Origin of the sequence: Thermoanaerobacterium sp. PSU-2 (assembly GCF_002102475.1) — a bacterium.
Taxonomy (GTDB): Bacteria; Bacillota; Thermoanaerobacteria; order Thermoanaerobacterales; family Thermoanaerobacteraceae; genus Thermoanaerobacterium.
Genome location: NZ_MSQD01000011.1, coordinates 54,067 through 71,209, shown reverse-complemented (window position 1 = coordinate 71,209; position 17,143 = coordinate 54,067). Strand labels below are relative to the sequence as shown.

The following is a 17,143-nucleotide window of genomic DNA, read 5'->3' as shown; positions in this document are numbered from 1 at the left end:
AAGTATGCATATAAAAAACAAATTAGAATATAGGCGTGCTGCGTTTAGGTGATAATCTTGTGCTGATAAGTTAAAAAACGCCAACATATTAAGGATGACATGATAACTGACTCATCAAATCCAAAGATAAAATTTCTCTGCTGCACAGAACTGACATAGTAATAATAATATACTATTATGGAATAAAGATACCATGGAAAATATCCTTTTAGCGACGTTTAATTGTTGCTAAAAGGATATTTTTTTGCTTTCTAGATAAATACGCAAAAATACTTCGTTGAAGGTATTGCAACAACTGGATTAAAGAACTAAACTAAGTATAAATCTACTCAATAAATTTTATTTTAGGTCAGGAGGTTAAGCTTAATGAGGTATACAGATGGAAAGGTGAATGACATCACTATTGCTTATATCGGTGGTGGCTCAAGAGGATGGGCGTGGAATTTAATGACCGACTTAGCAAAGGAAGAGAGCATTTCTGGCACAGTAAAGCTGTACGACATAGATTATGATGCGGCACATGACAATGAGATAATAGGCAATGCTCTATCAATGAGACAAGACGTTAAAGGCAAATGGCTTTATAAAGCCTGTGAGACATTAGAAGAGTCACTAAAAGGTGCTGATTTTGTCATAATATCTATTTTGCCAGGTACGTTCGATGAGATGGAATCTGATGTTCATGCACCAGAAAAGTATGGCATTTACCAGTCAGTAGGTGATACAGTAGGACCTGGTGGAATAGTCAGAGCTTTAAGGACAATTCCGATGTTTGTTGATATTGCCAATGCGATTAAAGAGCATTGTCCTGATGCGTGGGTCATAAATTATACAAATCCTATGACGCTTTGTGTCAGGACATTATATGAAATTTTCCCTCAAGTTAAAGCTTTTGGATGTTGCCATGAAGTTTTTGGCACACAAAAGCTATTATCTCGTGCTTTGCAGGATATAGAAGGTATTGAAAATGTTCCAAGGGAAGATATAAAGATAAATGTCTTAGGTATAAATCATTTTACATGGATCGACAATGCAATATACAAAGAAATAGATTTAATGGATGTTTATAGACAATTTGTGAATAAGTATTATGAAAGTGGATTTGTCAGCGATGCTAACAATAATTGGATGAACAATTCGTTTGTATCTGCAGAGAGAGTAAAATTTGATCTGTTTTTAAGATATGGAGTGATAGCTGCAGCGGGTGATAGACATCTGGCGGAATTTGTGCCGGGGTATTGGTATTTAAAAGATCCAGAGACAGTCAGAGAATGGATGTTTGGCTTAACGACTGTAAGTTGGAGAAAAGAAGACTTGAAGCGCAGGCTTGAAAGAAGTAAAAGGCTTAAGACAGGCCAGGAAAAATTTGAGTTAAAGGAAACAGGTGAAGAAGGCGTTAGGCAAATTAAAGCGCTATTAGGCTTAGGTGATTTAGTGACTAATGTCAATATTCCCAACTATGGACAGATTGAAGGAATACCATATGGCGTGGTAGTTGAAACAAACGCTTTATTTTCAGGAAATAAACTAAAGCCTGTATTATCAGGGAAATTGCCTGACAATGTAAATAGCCTTGTGCTAAGGCAGGTATACAACCAAGAAACGACGTTAAAAGCTGCTTTAAAGAAAGATTTTGATTTGGCTTTTAGTGCTTTTGTAAATGATCCCCTTGTTACAATATCTTTAAAAGATGCGAAAAAATTATTTAATGAAATGCTTGAAAATACGAAAAAATATTTAGATGGATGGAAAATAAAAGGATAACATCTTTATAATTACGGCTATTTATTGTAAACTAAAATTGATGATCCTCCTTAATAGAGCCGATACTATGCGATCGGCTCTATTATATTGCCCAAAAATTTATAGAAAATTTATAAAATACCTTGTCTAACTACTTTATGTTGGACACATACTGTGGTATACTAAGATAAAATATCAAATTTTTAACAAGAAAGGGGGATAAATACGGAAAGCCTATTGACATTATGGATTTCAATAATGATAATTGGTATAGCTATTGACCTTATTACAAGCAACTTCATATTTTTTAATTTTTCAATGGGAGCTTTTTTTGCAATATGTGCGGATCTATTAGGAGCTAATACACCGATTCAGATTTTTGCATTTCTCGCAGTAGGAATTGTTTCACTCATTTTTTCGTTTAAATACTTGAGAAAGAAATTTAAAAACATACCAAAGACTTATCCCTATGAAAACCAGTATATAGGTAGGACCATAGAGATAAAAGACGATATCGGCAAGACTGGTCAGGTATTTTTTGAAGGCATATATTGGACTGTCAAATCTGATGTGCCCCTAAAAAGCGGTGACAATGTGGTTATAACAGGTATATCTGGAAATAAATTAATTGTAAAGAGATTGGAGGAATAAAAGTGTTTATTTTGTTTATAATATTGCTTCTTCTCATATTTATTGCTGCTGTAGCGTCCATAAAAGTCGTTCAAACAGGTTATGTTTACGTCATTGAGAGATTGGGACAGTTTTACAAGGTGTTGGAGCCGGGTTGGCATTTTGTGATACCTTTTGTTGATTATGTACGGGCGAAAGTATCTACAAAGCAGCAGATATTGGATATTGAGCCGCAAAACGTCATTACGAAGGACAATGTGAAAATATCTGTCGATAATGTAATATTTTATAAGGTAATGAGTGCAAAAGATGCCATATACAACATAGAGAACTACAGATCAGGTATAGTCTATTCTACAATAACAAACATGAGAAACATCATTGGAGATATGACGCTTGACGAAGTTTTGTCAGGCAGGGACAAGATAAACGCAGAGCTTCTTAAAGTGATTGATCAGCTTACAGACGCATACGGCATAAAAATACTGTCTGTAGAGATAAAGGATATTACTCCGCCAGATGAAATAAGGCAAGCGATGGAAAAGCAGATGAAAGCAGAAAGAGATAAGAGAGCTACAATACTTCAGGCAGAAGGTGAGAAACAAAGTGCCATAGCTGTCGCTGAAGGTCAAAAGCAGGCAAAAATTTTGCAGGCAGAGGCTGAGAAGGAAGCAAATATCAGAAAGGCTGAAGGCTTAAGGCAGTCGCAGATATTAGAGGCGGAAGGCAAAGCGAAGGCCATTGAGGCGATTGCTGAAGCACAGGCAAAGGCCATTGAATTGGTCAACAAAGCCATATTAGAGTCAGGTACAAATGAGACTGTCATAGCATTAAAGCAAATAGAAGCATTGCAGGAGATGGCAAAGAATCCTGCCAATAAGCTTATTATTCCTGATAAATTGGTTGGAACATTAGGAAGCATAACGGCAGTTGCAGATCTCATTAAAAATCAATAGCTTTCTACACCTCGAGTTTACTCGAGGCTTTTTCATATGATTTGGTTTTTTTAAGGTTAAGCTATAAAATGTATAATGTAAAAAATATTGCGGAGGGATGAAACATGACTATTAAAGAAGTGCCTTACGATATGTACTTAAAAGAGGTGAATCAAAAGCTTACGTCAAGAGGCATATTTTTGACTACTAAAGAGAATAAGTTAAATACCATGATAATTGGCTGGGGAGGAATAACTTATTTTTGGGGGAAACCTGTATTCTTAGTTGCAGTGAGAAAGTCTCGCTTTACGTACAATCAAATCGAAAAATCAGGTGAATTTACGATTAGCGTGCCTTTAAATGAGGACTTAAATAAAGCCATTGCATTTTGCGGCACAAAATCAGGTAGGGATTTTGATAAGTTTAAGGAGTGCAATCTTACACCTATTCCATCACAAAAAATTGATACACCTATAATAGGCGAGTGTTCACTTCACTATGAATGTAAAGTCATATACAAACAGGAGATGATAAAGGAAAATCTGGATGCTGATATTGATAAAAGATGGTATCCAGATTACCATACGTTTTACTTTGGCGAAATTGTGGCATCATACATAAAAGAATAGTCAAAGCAGTGCCATTAAAAAGATTGCATAGAAAATGATGCCTGACATCAAAACAAATGGGCTTAAACTTTTTTTGTTGGATGCATATAAGAGGCTTATATATGATGATATAAGCGATAACATGGTTGTAAGCATAGTAAGCCCAGTCAAATGCCATTCTGTAAACATCATGCCTATGGCGACAGGCACAGATGATTGAAATACCATTGCCCCTGTTATGTTTAAAAGGGCAAGGGTATCTTTTTTTTGACCTATCCATAAGACAGAGTTAAGCTTTTCTGGAAGCTCGGTTGCTATAGGCGTTATGATTAATGACAGTATGGCTGGAGGAATCCCTGCTATCGCAGATACTTGTTCTGTGTACTTTATAAATATGTGAGCGCCATAGGATATTCCCAAAAGGGAAAGTATAAGCTGCAAAAGGATGAGATGTACAGTAGGCGTTGAATGAAAATTGGCCGAGAAGTACAAATTTTTTACATCATTTATGCTTTCATCATTGGATGAAAATGTGCGGATGACGTAAACGAAGTATGAAACAAGTATAGCAATTGATACAATGTTTTTAATATCTATGTAGTTATTCACTATGGAAGTGATGACGGCTAAAGAGTACATGGTTATAAAATACGACATGTCTCTTTGAAATCCAGTCAGCGAAGGGGTTATTTTTAAAGATCTCTTGTGAAATAAAGCGTATATTATTGCAGATGCACCTGTGACAAAGAAGCCAAGTGTCGACAGCATGAAGGGAGCGCCGACTATCGCACCAACACCTATTTCTTCTGATGCTTGGCCATTGTGAAATATGATTGCAATTACAGGTATAATCGTCTCTGGCATTGCTGTTCCTACAGCGGCAAAGATGCTTCCGATTATTCCTTGATTTAAGTTAAACTTTTTGCCTAACCATTCTACGGCATTTGTAAAATAAGCGCACGAAATCAATATAAACGCCAGGCTCATTAAAAGCATGATTGTAAGCAAAGCCAATATAAACAGCTCCTTTTATTTATGAATAAGCGTAAGACTACACTAAATTATAATTTGGAATGAGAGATTATATTCATGGAATATTAGTTTAATAGTAGATTTAAGACAGCTAAATTTTTGTTTATTTTTTTAAGAATTATGCTATAATATAAATAGAGAGGCAGCCGTCCGCAAAATGCGGTTGCCCGAGAGCGGTTTTAAAAAATCTTAAACCGTCCTGGTATCAGCAGGGCGGTTATTTCCTCTTAAAATCGAGGACTGCTATAATTAACATTCCAAACATTATCATTAAAGACAACGTTTGATATGTATTCATCATAGCAACCACCTCCTTATGAGGAGAGTGGCAACCGCACCCTGCTTATCCGACTACCTCAAGTATAATTATAGCATATATAAATGCATTAGGCACTCATCAGTTTGAGTGCTTTTTTGTTTGCTTCATTAAAACCGCATATATTGCGATAGATTGTAAAAATTAGATTGACATTTTATATAAAAAAGTATATTATATACTTAAGAAGTGCACTCGGTTGCACATACATGCGATTAACATATAGCTGATTTTTCTTACTTAGTTGATTCAATTGTGCTTTTTATTTTTTGATAAGGGTGATGATATGTCGGAGATTAGATATGATATTGTTACAGGCAAGATAGCAGTTATTTCTACTGAAAGAGGTAAAAGGCCTCACGATTTTAAGAAGGCAGATGTCATAAAAAGTAGCGGAGTATGCCCATTTTGTCCTGGAAATGAAACTATGACGCCACCTACGCTTGTAGAGTTTCGTGGGGAGGATGGCATGTGGACATTAAGAGGATTTAACAACAAGTTTGCGGCTTTTAAAAAAGATGTGAATGTGGCTAAGCATGAAGGTGAATTGTACAAGGCAGACGATGGGTATGGTGTGGCAGAGATTATCGTTGAAAGCCAGCATCATGATATGACTTTGGGGCAGATGGAAGTAGAAGGCATTGAGAACATCATGAAGGCACTCATCTTAAGATACGATGATATTGCGAAGGATGAGAAGATTAAGTACGTTCAGATGTTTAAAAACTTTGGTGCAAACGGTGGTGCTTCCTTAGAACATGGACATTGGCAGATTATGGGCGTATCATTTGTACCTGAGATTTTAGAGAGAGAGCTAAAAGGCGTTGAAAGGCATGAGGCAGATACCGGAAGATGCCCTTACTGCCACATCATCGATGAAGAAATGAAAGAAAAGGCAAGAATCGTTGCCGAAAATGATAAGTTTATAGTTATATGCCCTTATGCATCGCAATTTGCGTATGAATCATGGATACTTCCTAAAAAACATGTCAAGGCTTTTAACGAGATGGACGACGATGACATACGAAGTCTTTCATCACTACTTAAATCGCTTATAAAGAAGTATGAAGATTTTTTTGACAATCCACCGTACAATATAGTCATTCATACAGTGCCACATCATGATCGACGGGATTTTCATTGGCATGTAGAGATATTGCCAAGGCTTACCACATTTGCGGGATTTGAGCTTGCAACAGGAGCATATATAAATCCTACGCCGCCAGAAGAAGCAGCTTCAATCTTAAGGTTAGATTAATTGAAAGGAATGGTTTATGTGCACATTGAAGAAGGAGATTTTGATGGTTTCTTGTCGAAGATAGATTATATTGTAAAAACCATCAAAGATGACAAGGTTCAAGAATTCAGATGGTTTCAGGAAAAGGCCTCTTATATAAAAGATAAGATGCTTTTTGACTATGCTATATTAGGTATTGATAGATCGTTTATTATTATTGCAGCACTTATAGATTTTATTTTTGAAACCATAAGTGGTGAAGAAAAAAAATCTCGGTATTATTTTCCTATTATTGTAAGAAAGAATTCTTTCGATGATAGCTGTCTTACCATATATGATGATGGCGATTGTGTGTACGGCGTATATGATGCTGTTGATGATGTGGAGTACATCAGATGCTTAGATTATATATTAAGAGGTGGAAAAGAAATTGAGTTTAAATCGTGTGGCCGATTTAAACCTTACATGATTTTAAATCACGACATATACAGTTCAAAAAGATTAAACAACAAGTCCAGCAATAGCCTTACATTGCTTAGCAAAAATGAGATAGTGAAGACTTTTAGGAGAATGGCTAATGGAATGAATCCCGATCTTGAAATGACTTACATGCTTAGAAAACACGGTTTTAACGATGTGCAAGATATTAGAGGGTATTTTTTGTACGACGATGGAAAAGGCACCATATACACTCTTTCAATGTTTTCGCAGTACATCGAAAATGTTGCTGATATGTGGCAGTACACTCAAGAATACTTGAAGGATTTTGTGAAGAAGTACGATGGAAGCGACTTTGTAAGTTTTGTATACAAAAATTGCAGCGATTATATAGGCGAAGTGAAGAAGATATCGGAGCTTATTGCCAATATGCATATTAAGCTGTCACTTATTAATGAAGGCAATTTTGGTGTCTTAGAGCCTAATGAGTCTAACATAGATGAGATTACAAATCAGATAATATCTAATTTTAATTTGCTTTTGGATTACATGAAAAATCAGGATTACAGTGAAGATGTTGAAAGCCTTATAAAAGAGATAATTACTGACAAGAATTTGTTGCTGGAAAGCATCAATAATATTAGATCTTTAGCGCCATACTTTGGCAAATATTTAAGATGCCATGGCGATTTGCACTTAGAGCAGCTTTTAAAGAAAGAAGACGGTTATATACTTATAGATTTTGAAGGAGAGCCTACAAAACCTATTTCTGAGAGAAGTAGGCATATGTCCCCTTTAAAAGATGTGGCTGGCATGATAAGGTCATTTAACTATGCTGCTTACTCACAGTTTTTTGAATACAAGGAAAATGGTAAAGGTGGTATTGATTTAGAAAAAGTAGAAAATCTTTTGTCCACATGGGCAACCGTTATAACAAACGTGTTTGTTGATAACTATGTAAATCTAATCAATGAACACGACGCAGATTTAATACCTGATGAAAAATACATTACTGCCATTTTAGCATTGTTTAAGCTGGATAAGGCTGTGTTTGAAGCGATTTATGAAGTCAACAATAGGCCGTCTTGGTTTAAGATACCCCTAAAAGGCATTATCGAGTGTATAGATGAATTAAAAAATATTTCAAGTTTGGAGGTATACAATGGATAATTTGAAGGTCACTTTATTTACAAATGAATTTCCGCCTAATATTTACGGTGGCGCAGGTGTCCATGTGGATTATTTGACGAGGGAATTGTCAAAGCTTATGAATGTTGATGTCAGATGCTTTGGAGATCAAGACAATCATTTTGAAAACATGGAAGTAAAAGGCTACAGAGAATGGGATGTGTTGAAAAAAGCTTCTGACGATAAATTCAAAAAAGTGTTGGGACCATTGACAACAGATATTGCTATGGTAAGCGATGGGATTTCGTCAGATATTGTCCACTGTCACACATGGTACACCTTTATGGCAGGCTTTCTGGCAAAGATGCTTTACGATATACCGCTTATTGTCACCATTCATAGCTTAGAGCCTCTAAGGCCTTGGAAGGAAGAGCAGCTTGGAAATGGGTATCACTTAAGCACATGGATGGAGAGAACAGGTGTTGAGGCGGCAGACAAGATAATAGCTGTATCTAATGATTCTAAAAAAGATATCATGAAGTGCTACAATGTGCCAGAAGATAAGATTGAGGTTATATACAATGGAATAGACTTAAACCAGTACAAGAAGACGGATTCAAACATGGCAAGAGAAAAATACGGAATAGAGGGAAGGTACATTTTATTTGTAGGAAGGATATCAAGGCAAAAGGGAATAATTCATCTTATAGATGCTGTAAAATATTTGCCACAGGATGTAAAAGTCGTATTGTGCGCTTCATCACCTGATACACAGGAAATCAAGGAAGAGATGGAGGAAAAAGTCAAGCTTTATGAAAACATCATCTGGATTGACAAGATGGTTTCAAAGGAAGAAGTCATAGAGCTTTACAGCAATGCCGATGTTTTTGTATGTCCATCAATATACGAGCCTTTTGGCATTATAAATCTTGAGGCAATGGCTTGCAGCACGCCGGTTGTTGCCAGTGCTACAGGTGGAATAAAAGAAGTAGTCGTAGATGGGGAAACTGGATTTTTAGTGGAGCCTGGCAATTCACATGAATTAGCGGAAAAAATCAATATTCTCCTTGATGATAGGGATTTAGCTGCTTTATTCGGTGCAAACGGCAGAAGGAGAGTAGAAGACATGTTTAGCTGGGAATCAATTGCAAAAAAGACTTATGACCTTTACAAAAATGTCATCGAGAATTACAAAAAATAAATGGATTTTTTGAGAGCCTAAAGGCTCTTTTTTATTGTGTCATTTGCTTTTAAATTTTGCGATAAAGATGTATACTATTATATAGAAATTTTTGATTGGAAGGTAATTATGGAGAATACTAATATCTTATACAGCTTAATAATAGATTACGGTTATTTGGCATTGTTTCTGTCATTGCTGGTTGAAGGCACTGGTATGCCAGGACCTGTGGAGATACTCTTCCTGGCGGCAGGTTACCTTATATCAAGAGGTCAGATGAGCTTTTTGGCTGTAGTTTTGATTGCAGCGTTAGGGAATGTGTCGGGGAATGTATTGGCGTACATAATAGGTGCCAAATCAGGCAGGACTTTTGTAGAGAAATATGGCCATTTTTTAAAGATAACTGTTAAAGACTTAGAAGGCATGGACCGTTGGTTTTCAAAATATGGTGGTGTTACTAACCTTTTAGGGCGTCTCATAGGATTGCCAAGGACGCCTGCCATCTGGGCTTCAGGCATAACAAGGATGGACTTCAAGTCGTTTTTTGTGTTTTCTGCCATCGGCGATCTTTTATGGTCACTTTTTTGGACGTCTGTTTCGTATTTAGTGTCGATGCAGATTTTAAAGATAGACTTAATCGGTAGGACGTACCCGTGGTGGGGTTATTTGTTAATGCTTGTAGGCTTTATCCTATTTATGTACGTCGTTTGGAGGATATTTTTATGGATGAAAGAAAGATACTTGACATAGAGATAAAGATAGTGAGGGACGTAAAGACTCTTTTAAGCATCAAGGATATATGGCATCAACTGGAGGAGAATTCTAAGGTTTATCCTTTTAACACTTTTGAATGGGTCGTGAATTGGTGGAAGTATTTCGGCGGCGGCAAAAAGCTGTGGATTCTTTTGATAGTTGGCGATCAAGGCCCTATTGGAATAGCTCCTTTTATGATTACATTTGGTGAGATGGGGCTTCCTGTAAAGAGGATAAAATTCATAGGCTCTAATAACAGCGATTACCTTGACTTTATAGTGAAATACGGATATGAAGATATATTTTATCGCTCACTTATAAAGTATTTGGAGTCGACAATAGACAGGTTTACAGTGTTAGACTTGGAGCACCTTCCAGAGAGCAGCGGCATATATCCGTATATAATGGATAGCTGGCTTTACTACGATTACGATGTTCAAGATGTATGCCCATACATAAAGTTGCCGGCAACGTGGGATGAATACTTGGCATCCCTTGACGGCAAATTTAGAAGAAATATAAAGTACGAGATCAAGAGATTTTTCACAAAGTGCGATGGAAGTTTCATGTGCGTGGCAGATGAAAATGAGATAGATGATTCAATGGATAGACTAATAGAGCTGCATCAGGCAAGGTGGAGAAAACGACATATGCCGGGTGCATTTTATTCTAAAAGGGTTAGGGCTTTTCACAAGGCTTTGGCATTTGACTTTTTCAACAGGGGTATTTTAAGCTTGTTTGAATTAAAAGACAATGATAAAATCGTCGCAAGCTTATTAAGTTACCATGTAGGTGGGAAAAGGTATTACTACATAAGCGGCTACGATTTGGATTACAGCAGATTAAGCGTTGGAGCTGTAACATTAGGTTTATCGATAAAGCGCTCAATAGAAGTTGGAGATGAAGTCTACGACTTTTTAAGGGGAGATGAAAAGTACAAAGAAGATTGGACTAATGATAAAAAGAGGAACATGAGGCTTGTTGCTTCATATCCTTCTGTTGCAGGCAGGTTTTATCTTTACTACATCATTGCTGAAAATAAAATAATAAACAAGATAAAAGATAGGTTCAGTCATGACTGAACCTATCTTAATAAAATGTATTAAGGTAAGAGGCAAAGTTAATTTGTCGCTTTAGCGTATTTTAAGCTTATTGGATCTGTGTAGGCAGGTACTACGATGTTTTTAGATGTCTGTATGTCCACTTTTATTCCATAATATTTAAGAGTATCTACAATGCCGCCTTTAAGATTTAGTGAAGCTTCTAATGTGTCAGGATTTCCAATCGCCTTTATGACGTATGGAGGAGCATATCTTGTAGAATTTATGTTGATGGTAGGACCTACACATCTTATTTCAGATGTAGCTATAAGCCTTTGGTCATTTATAGATATGGCTTCAGCTCCGCCAGCTTTTAACTCGTTTACTACTTTTATCAGGTCTTCATCGTGTACCAAAAACATGTTTGGGTCTTCTCCATCTTTTGGCTGAAGGTCGCTGTCGTTTAAAGTGACTATGACTCCTGGACCTGTCATGGCAGTAAAACCTGCAAGCTCTTTATACTTTTCTACATCTTGTGACAGAGCATTTAAAGTCGCTTCGTATTTTGATGATGAGCTGTTTAATTCATCAAGCTTTTTATTAAGATCTGCCACTTGTTGTTTTAAGGCATTTCTCTCGTCAGTCATGTTCTGCAGTTCGCTGCTTAGTTCATCAACATTTACGCTGCTTCCACGAGATGTATCTGCTGCAGTCTTTACACTGCCTTGTATAGTCTTAAATTCCATTGATATCATAAAGCCCATTATTAAAAACACCATGACAAAAGAAACAACTTGAAAAACCTTACCCTTCATTTTTTCATCCTCCCCATGGGCTGATATATCCACTTATGAAAACTTCATTTTCATTCTATATATAATAATATCACGTATAAAGATAAAATTTATTAAAAAAATATTAATATTGTGTTACAGATTAGTAATAAATTCATTTTCTTTTGAATCATTGATCTTCTTCGTTTACTTTATTTTCTTCAGTCGCATTTTTTAAAGCCAATATCTCCTCTAAATCTTTGTTGTACTTGTCGATTTTAAGCATAGTGCTTTTGTATGCCAATATGTCTTCTTCGTTTTTCTGTATGCATTTTATCAAAGATTTCTTCACGCTGTCAAAGAGAGTGTCGTAGCTCATGTAGTCGTGTATGTCTAAATCCTCTATTTTTTCTGTCACCAACTGGTCATTTTCCACTTTATAAAGGTAAAAGCATCTGTCTGATTTTAAAATTATTTTTTCGTCTATGCCTTTGTCGTAGATTATGATTCCTTCTCCGGTGGCAAATGTTTTGCCGCTGTAGCTTCTCAGCGTTATATTTTCATTGGCTATGTATTTTTTTAATGTCAGCAGTATTTCTTTTACCTCTCTGATGGATTTGCCCAATACTTCTTGCATCTTTTTGCTGGCTTCTTCTTTGTCTTTTTCGCTTTCTGTAAGTCTTTCCATCAATTTTTTTATCTCATCTATATCGCTCATTTAAACTCAATCCTTTCACAAAACATTCATATACTTACTTCTAATATTCCACTTATAGTAATTTTTAAACCAATAATCCACGATTCAGGCTTAAAAAGTATACAAATAAAAATACAACCCTGCTTTAATAGAAATTGACGGTAGCATATTAAAGCAGTATAATGAATGTATGGAAAAGCAAAAGGGCAATATAATATTAAAAGGGAAATATAAACCTGAATATAAAGAAAAGTTGCTTGATTTAGCCAAATTTTTTACTGATAATGGCTTTGTTCTTACTGAACATGCATTGAATGAAATATTGAGGAAAACAGCTTCTGGAAGATTGCCAGCTGACAAACAGATGTTATTGGATGTATTACAAAATGGTGAAAATTATATTGAACCTAATGGCAATATAGTCAGGTATAAAAATGGTATATCAGTACATATCGATAGAGAACATGGCTGGATAATTACTATAACTCCAAGGAAACGAATAGTAAAAGAATGGAGGCGAATTAATGAGTAATGTCGCAATACAATTAATAGAAATTTGTCGGCAATATGTAAATAATAATTTAAACATAGATGGATTTATCGAAAATTTCCAAGTGCTTTATGAACAAAAGCAAGATTTATTGACAGATGAAGAAATGAGTCTGTTTGATGATATTTATATGGCTTGTGAATATTATGAACGGGATGAAAATATAAGAAATGAATATCACTTGTATATTGGAGAAAATGAGTTAAGACAAAAAGTGCAAAAACTTGTAAAAAAGTTAGCTGCATAATAAACCGCTAAGGTATTATACCTAAAGCGGTATTTTTATGCAAACTAACTATAAAGATAATATTTCAAATCAATAAGGACAAAATAAGATTAAAATTTAGACAATTTCACCAAAACTATGTTATAATATTATTAAAGGAAAATATATATTATTTAGGAGGCGATGTAATGAGTAAGGTAGCCATAATAGGATCTGGTTTTGTCGGTGCAACATCGGCATTTACGCTGGCATTAAGTGGGACTGTGACAGATATCGTGTTGGTAGATTTAAACAAGGACAAGGCTATAGGAGATGCACTGGACATAAGCCACGGCATACCGCTAATACAGCCGGTAAATGTGTATGCAGGCGACTACAAAGATGTGGAAGGGGCAGATGTAATAGTTGTGACAGCAGGTGCTGCTCAAAAGCCAGGCGAGACGAGGCTTGACCTGGTAAAGAAAAATACAGCCATATTTAAGTCCATGATACCTGAGCTTTTAAAGTACAATGACAAAGCCATATATTTGATTGTTACAAATCCTGTAGACATACTGACGTACGTTACATACAAGATTTCTGGACTTCCATGGGGGAGAGTTTTCGGTTCTGGCACCGTTCTTGACAGTTCAAGGTTTAGATACCTTTTAAGCAAGCACTGCAATATAGATCCGAGAAATGTCCACGGAAGGATAATTGGCGAGCATGGAGATACAGAGTTTGCAGCGTGGAGCATAACAAACATATCGGGTATATCATTTAATGAGTACTGCAGCATATGTGGGCGTGTCTGCAACACGAATTTTAGAAAAGAAGTGGAAGAAGAAGTCGTAAATGCCGCTTACAAGATAATAGACAAAAAAGGTGCTACATACTATGCTGTCGCAGTTGCAGTGAGAAGAATTGTGGAGTGCATCTTAAGAGATGAAAATTCCATTCTCACAGTATCATCTCCATTAAATGGACAGTACGGCGTGAAGGATGTCTCATTAAGCTTGCCGTCTATCGTAGGCAGGAATGGCGTTGCCAGAATTTTGGACTTGCCTTTATCTGACGAAGAAGTGGAGAAGTTTAGGCATTCAGCAAGTGTCATGGCAGATGTCATAAAGCAATTGGATATATGATCAAATATTTATGAGGCTTTACATCCATGTGATGAAGCCTCTTTTCATGTATATAAGGGATGCAATGTGGAAAATCTAATAACGGTGATGCAAAATGCAGAATATGAGCCCGCAGGAGATTATATCGAGTGCCTTTAAAAAGGCTAAAAATTACGAAGATGTTATACACAAAAAGGCAAAAGATTATGGCAAAAACATATCAGATAGTCAAGTTAAAGGAGTATTGAAACAGATAGAGATTACTGCTTTAAACCATGTAGACAAGATTGTCACTGCTGAAAAGACGATGCGGATAGATTCCCTTGTAAAGAAGAATATGTCTTATGATATGATGGACGCTTTACAGGATATAGAAAAGGATTTGATAAATCAGCAGATGTTCTACAACGAAAATCTCGTAAACATAACTAATCCGTATGTGAGGCAGATATTTACCCAGATGAGGGATGATGAGATGCGATTTATTACTATCATACAGCAGAACATAGAATCTCTAAAATCAAAGCCGACTGAGCCCAACAGCATAGTATACACGACGCCGAGGGAAAATAAATGAAAGTAGCTATTATAGGTGCAGGCTCGGCAGGCTTAACTGCGGCTATAAGGCTTGAATCTTATGGGATAAAGCCTGATGTATTTGAGAGAAAATCTAAAGTCGGCGATGCTTTTAACCATGTAGCAGGACTTTTAAATGTCATAAATAGGCCAATAAACGATCCTTTGGAGTATTTAAAAAATAATTTTGATGTAGCTATTGCGCCGCTTAACAACATAGACAAGATTGTGATGCACGGGCCAACTGTCACTCGTACTATTAAAGGCAGAAGGCTGGGATACTTTATGCTGAAAGGGCAAGGAGAATTGTCTGTAGAAAGCCAGCTATACAAGAAATTAAAGACAAATGTCAATTTTGATGTCCACGCAGACTACAAGAATCTAAAGGAAGTTTATGATTATGTCATTGTGGCGACTGGAAACCATCAGATACCAAACGAGTTAGGATGTTGGCAGACGCTGGTTGATACGAGGCTTAAAATAGCTGAGGTAATCGGTAAATTCGACCCAAATACGCTTATAATGTGGATGAACACAGTCTACTGCAAAAGCGGTTATGCATACCTTGCTCCTTTTGACGATAAAAGGGCGGTTTTAGCACTTATAGTTCCTTACATCACAAAAGAGGAAATAGACATGTATTGGGAGATGTTTCTAAAAATAGAGAAGATAGGATATGACGTAGTAAGTGTTTATGACTATGAGCATATATCAGGCAATGCGTTTCCACATACGTACGAAAACATGTACTTTGTAGGTAATGCGGGAGGAGCTATCGAGCCATTCTTAGGTTTTGGCCAGTTTGCATCAATTTTAGGTGGTGCTTTGGCAGCAAAAAGCATCGCAACAGGCTGCAACTTTGAAAATGAAATGGCGTATCTTACAAATGCAAATTTAAAGCTTTTAGAGTTTAGAAAAGCCATCGACACTGTAGATAATGATAAGATAGACAGGCTTATAAAGTTTTTGACAAAGCCACTCATAAAGCAGCTTATTTACGATACAAATTTTAACATAGTAAAATATTCTTCATTCATAATACGGTACGCCGTCAATGAATTATTTAAGTTTTAATGTTGATAAAAATTACATGAAAGGAATTTTAGGCTATGAAGGTTGCCATAATAGGAGCAGGAATATCAGGGCTTGCATGTGCTCATGAGCTTGAAAGGCTTGGAATAACGTGTGTGATTTTTGAGAGAAAAAATGCTATAGGGACGATTCAGCCTAACATCGGCTCATTTTTAAACATGGAAGATAGGCCGATTAAAGATCCGGTTTACTACTTTAGGCGTACCTATGGCATATCATTGACACCTGTTGAGAAGATGACAAAGATCATCATGCATTCTCCGATGTACACTTCAACAGTAAAAGGAAATCATGGGTATTTTGTCTTAAGAAGCAAAGATGCGGATTCACTTGACAATCAGCTGGCAAGAGGTGTGAAGTCAAAGGTAAACTTTAATGCAGACCCTGATTACAAAGAGCTATCAAGAGAATTTGACTTTGTAGTCGTAGCCACTGGCAATTCCGGGATACTGGAAAAGCTTACAGAGTGGAAGACTACCGTTACTACATGGATAAAAGGTGCTACAATCTTAGGGAATTTCGAACCACATACGGCAGAGATGTGGTTTAACACAGATTACGCAAGATCTGGGTACGGATACATCATGCCTTTTGATAAGACCAAAGCATCTTTAGTTCTTATAACAACCTATGCACAGCACGGCGAGTTAGACAGTTTATGGCAGCTTTTTTTAAAAACTGAGAGATTTAGCTATGAGATGGTGGAGACTTATGAATTAGAGCTAAATACAGGTATTGCTAAAGAGCACAAAATCGACAATGTGTATTTCGTTGGAAATGCCGCTGGATTTTTAGATCCACTTTTAGGGCTTGGAGCATTTCACGCTTTAGAAAGCGGCATTTACGCTGCAAGATCAATTGCAACAGGCGAAGACTATGAAAAAATGGTCAAAACTATAACTGATAAGGTACAAATGCTTTCAGATTACAGAGATAAACTGGATAAATTCAGTAACAGCGATTATGACAGAATGGTTAAGATATTAGGCATGCCGCTTGTTAGGCATATAGTGTATAACACAAATATAGATGTGATAAAATACGGGCACACCATGCTGAAGTTTATAAAGTAAAAGCTTAAAAGGC

19 protein-coding genes are annotated in these 17,143 nt (G+C 36.3%); 15 read left to right on the top strand and 4 right to left on the bottom strand.

Translation table 11 applies throughout. The annotated features are described in order from the left end of the window. The first annotated feature begins 366 nt into the window (after window positions 1-366). From BVF91_RS09545 to BVF91_RS09530, 4 genes are all read left to right on the top strand, one after another. Window positions 367-1,764 (top strand): family 4 glycosyl hydrolase, encoded by a 1,398-nt coding sequence (locus BVF91_RS09545; RefSeq protein ID WP_085113176.1) that lies wholly within the window; start codon window positions 367-369, stop codon window positions 1,762-1,764. Between the two features lie 237 nt (window positions 1,765-2,001). Then, on the top strand, window positions 2,002-2,394 hold the full coding sequence (locus BVF91_RS09540) for an NfeD family protein (protein WP_240495868.1): 393 nt from the start codon (window positions 2,002-2,004) through the stop codon (window positions 2,392-2,394). Window positions 2,395-2,396: 2 nt separating this feature from the next. Beyond that, complete coding sequence (locus BVF91_RS09535; protein ID WP_085113174.1) at window positions 2,397-3,329, top strand: SPFH domain-containing protein; 933 nt, start codon at window positions 2,397-2,399, stop codon at window positions 3,327-3,329. A gap of 104 nt (window positions 3,330-3,433) precedes the next feature. Then, window positions 3,434-3,937, top strand: coding sequence for a flavin reductase family protein (locus BVF91_RS09530; protein ID WP_085113173.1), 504 nt, complete (start codon window positions 3,434-3,436; stop codon window positions 3,935-3,937). Here BVF91_RS09530 and BVF91_RS09525 read toward each other — a convergent pair whose 3' ends face one another. Beyond that, window positions 3,938-4,930, bottom strand: a complete 993-nt coding sequence (locus BVF91_RS09525; protein WP_085113172.1) for a sodium:calcium antiporter — start codon at window positions 4,928-4,930, stop codon at window positions 3,938-3,940. It lies immediately after the preceding gene. Between the two features lie 235 nt (window positions 4,931-5,165). Beyond that, entirely contained in the window at window positions 5,166-5,246 is an 81-nt protein-coding gene (locus tag BVF91_RS13620) for a putative holin-like toxin (protein ID WP_223814574.1), read from the bottom strand. A gap of 304 nt (window positions 5,247-5,550) precedes the next feature. On the opposite strand from BVF91_RS13620, the gene galT reads away from it, so the two are divergent. The 5 genes from galT (at window position 5,551) to BVF91_RS09500 (ending at window position 11,082) form a co-directional block, all read left to right on the top strand. Beyond that, the gene (galT, locus tag BVF91_RS09520; RefSeq protein WP_085113171.1) at window positions 5,551-6,522 is read left to right on the top strand and encodes a galactose-1-phosphate uridylyltransferase; all 972 of its coding nucleotides are present in this window, start codon (window positions 5,551-5,553) and stop codon (window positions 6,520-6,522) included. Between the two features lie 9 nt (window positions 6,523-6,531). Beyond that, entirely contained in the window at window positions 6,532-8,109 is a 1,578-nt protein-coding gene (locus BVF91_RS09515) for a hypothetical protein (protein ID WP_240495870.1), read from the top strand. Next, window positions 8,102-9,268, top strand: a complete 1,167-nt coding sequence (glgA, locus tag BVF91_RS09510) for a glycogen synthase (protein ID WP_085113170.1) — start codon at window positions 8,102-8,104, stop codon at window positions 9,266-9,268. The genes BVF91_RS09515 and glgA overlap by 8 nt, the downstream gene beginning before the upstream one ends. Window positions 9,269-9,376: 108 nt before the next feature. Further along, window positions 9,377-9,997: a DedA family protein gene (locus tag BVF91_RS09505; RefSeq protein ID WP_085113169.1), complete on the top strand. Its 621-nt coding sequence runs from the start codon at window positions 9,377-9,379 to the stop codon at window positions 9,995-9,997. Further along, window positions 9,970-11,082 carry a GNAT family N-acetyltransferase gene (locus BVF91_RS09500; protein WP_085113168.1) on the top strand — a complete coding sequence of 371 codons (1,113 nt, stop codon included), beginning with the start codon at window positions 9,970-9,972 and terminating at the stop codon, window positions 11,080-11,082. The genes BVF91_RS09505 and BVF91_RS09500 overlap by 28 nt, the downstream gene beginning before the upstream one ends. Before the next feature lie 38 nt (window positions 11,083-11,120). On the opposite strand, the gene BVF91_RS09495 is transcribed toward BVF91_RS09500, so the two are convergent. Then, complete coding sequence (locus BVF91_RS09495; RefSeq protein WP_085113167.1) at window positions 11,121-11,855, bottom strand: DUF881 domain-containing protein; 735 nt, start codon at window positions 11,853-11,855, stop codon at window positions 11,121-11,123. Between the two features lie 148 nt (window positions 11,856-12,003). Then, window positions 12,004-12,531 carry a hypothetical protein gene (locus BVF91_RS09490; protein WP_085113166.1) on the bottom strand — a complete coding sequence of 176 codons (528 nt, stop codon included), beginning with the start codon at window positions 12,529-12,531 and terminating at the stop codon, window positions 12,004-12,006. A 169-nt stretch (window positions 12,532-12,700) separates the two neighbouring features. Between BVF91_RS09490 and BVF91_RS09485 the strand changes: the two genes are divergently transcribed. The 6 genes from BVF91_RS09485 (at window position 12,701) to BVF91_RS09460 (ending at window position 17,130) form a co-directional block, all read left to right on the top strand. After that, window positions 12,701-13,042: a hypothetical protein gene (locus BVF91_RS09485; RefSeq protein WP_085113165.1), complete on the top strand. Its 342-nt coding sequence runs from the start codon at window positions 12,701-12,703 to the stop codon at window positions 13,040-13,042. Further along, entirely contained in the window at window positions 13,035-13,307 is a 273-nt protein-coding gene (locus BVF91_RS09480) for a colicin immunity domain-containing protein (RefSeq protein ID WP_085113164.1), read from the top strand. The genes BVF91_RS09485 and BVF91_RS09480 overlap by 8 nt, the downstream gene beginning before the upstream one ends. 167 nt (window positions 13,308-13,474) lie before the next feature. After that, window positions 13,475-14,410, top strand: coding sequence for an L-lactate dehydrogenase (locus BVF91_RS09475; protein WP_085113163.1), 936 nt, complete (start codon window positions 13,475-13,477; stop codon window positions 14,408-14,410). A gap of 94 nt (window positions 14,411-14,504) precedes the next feature. Beyond that, entirely contained in the window at window positions 14,505-14,966 is a 462-nt protein-coding gene (locus tag BVF91_RS09470) for a DUF2383 domain-containing protein (RefSeq protein WP_085113162.1), read from the top strand. Then, the gene (locus BVF91_RS09465) at window positions 14,963-16,039 is read left to right on the top strand and encodes an FAD-dependent oxidoreductase (protein WP_085113161.1); all 1,077 of its coding nucleotides are present in this window, start codon (window positions 14,963-14,965) and stop codon (window positions 16,037-16,039) included. The genes BVF91_RS09470 and BVF91_RS09465 overlap by 4 nt, the downstream gene beginning before the upstream one ends. A 35-nt stretch (window positions 16,040-16,074) precedes the next feature. After that, window positions 16,075-17,130 carry an NAD(P)/FAD-dependent oxidoreductase gene (locus BVF91_RS09460; protein WP_085113160.1) on the top strand — a complete coding sequence of 352 codons (1,056 nt, stop codon included), beginning with the start codon at window positions 16,075-16,077 and terminating at the stop codon, window positions 17,128-17,130. Window positions 17,131-17,143 lie beyond the last annotated feature (13 nt).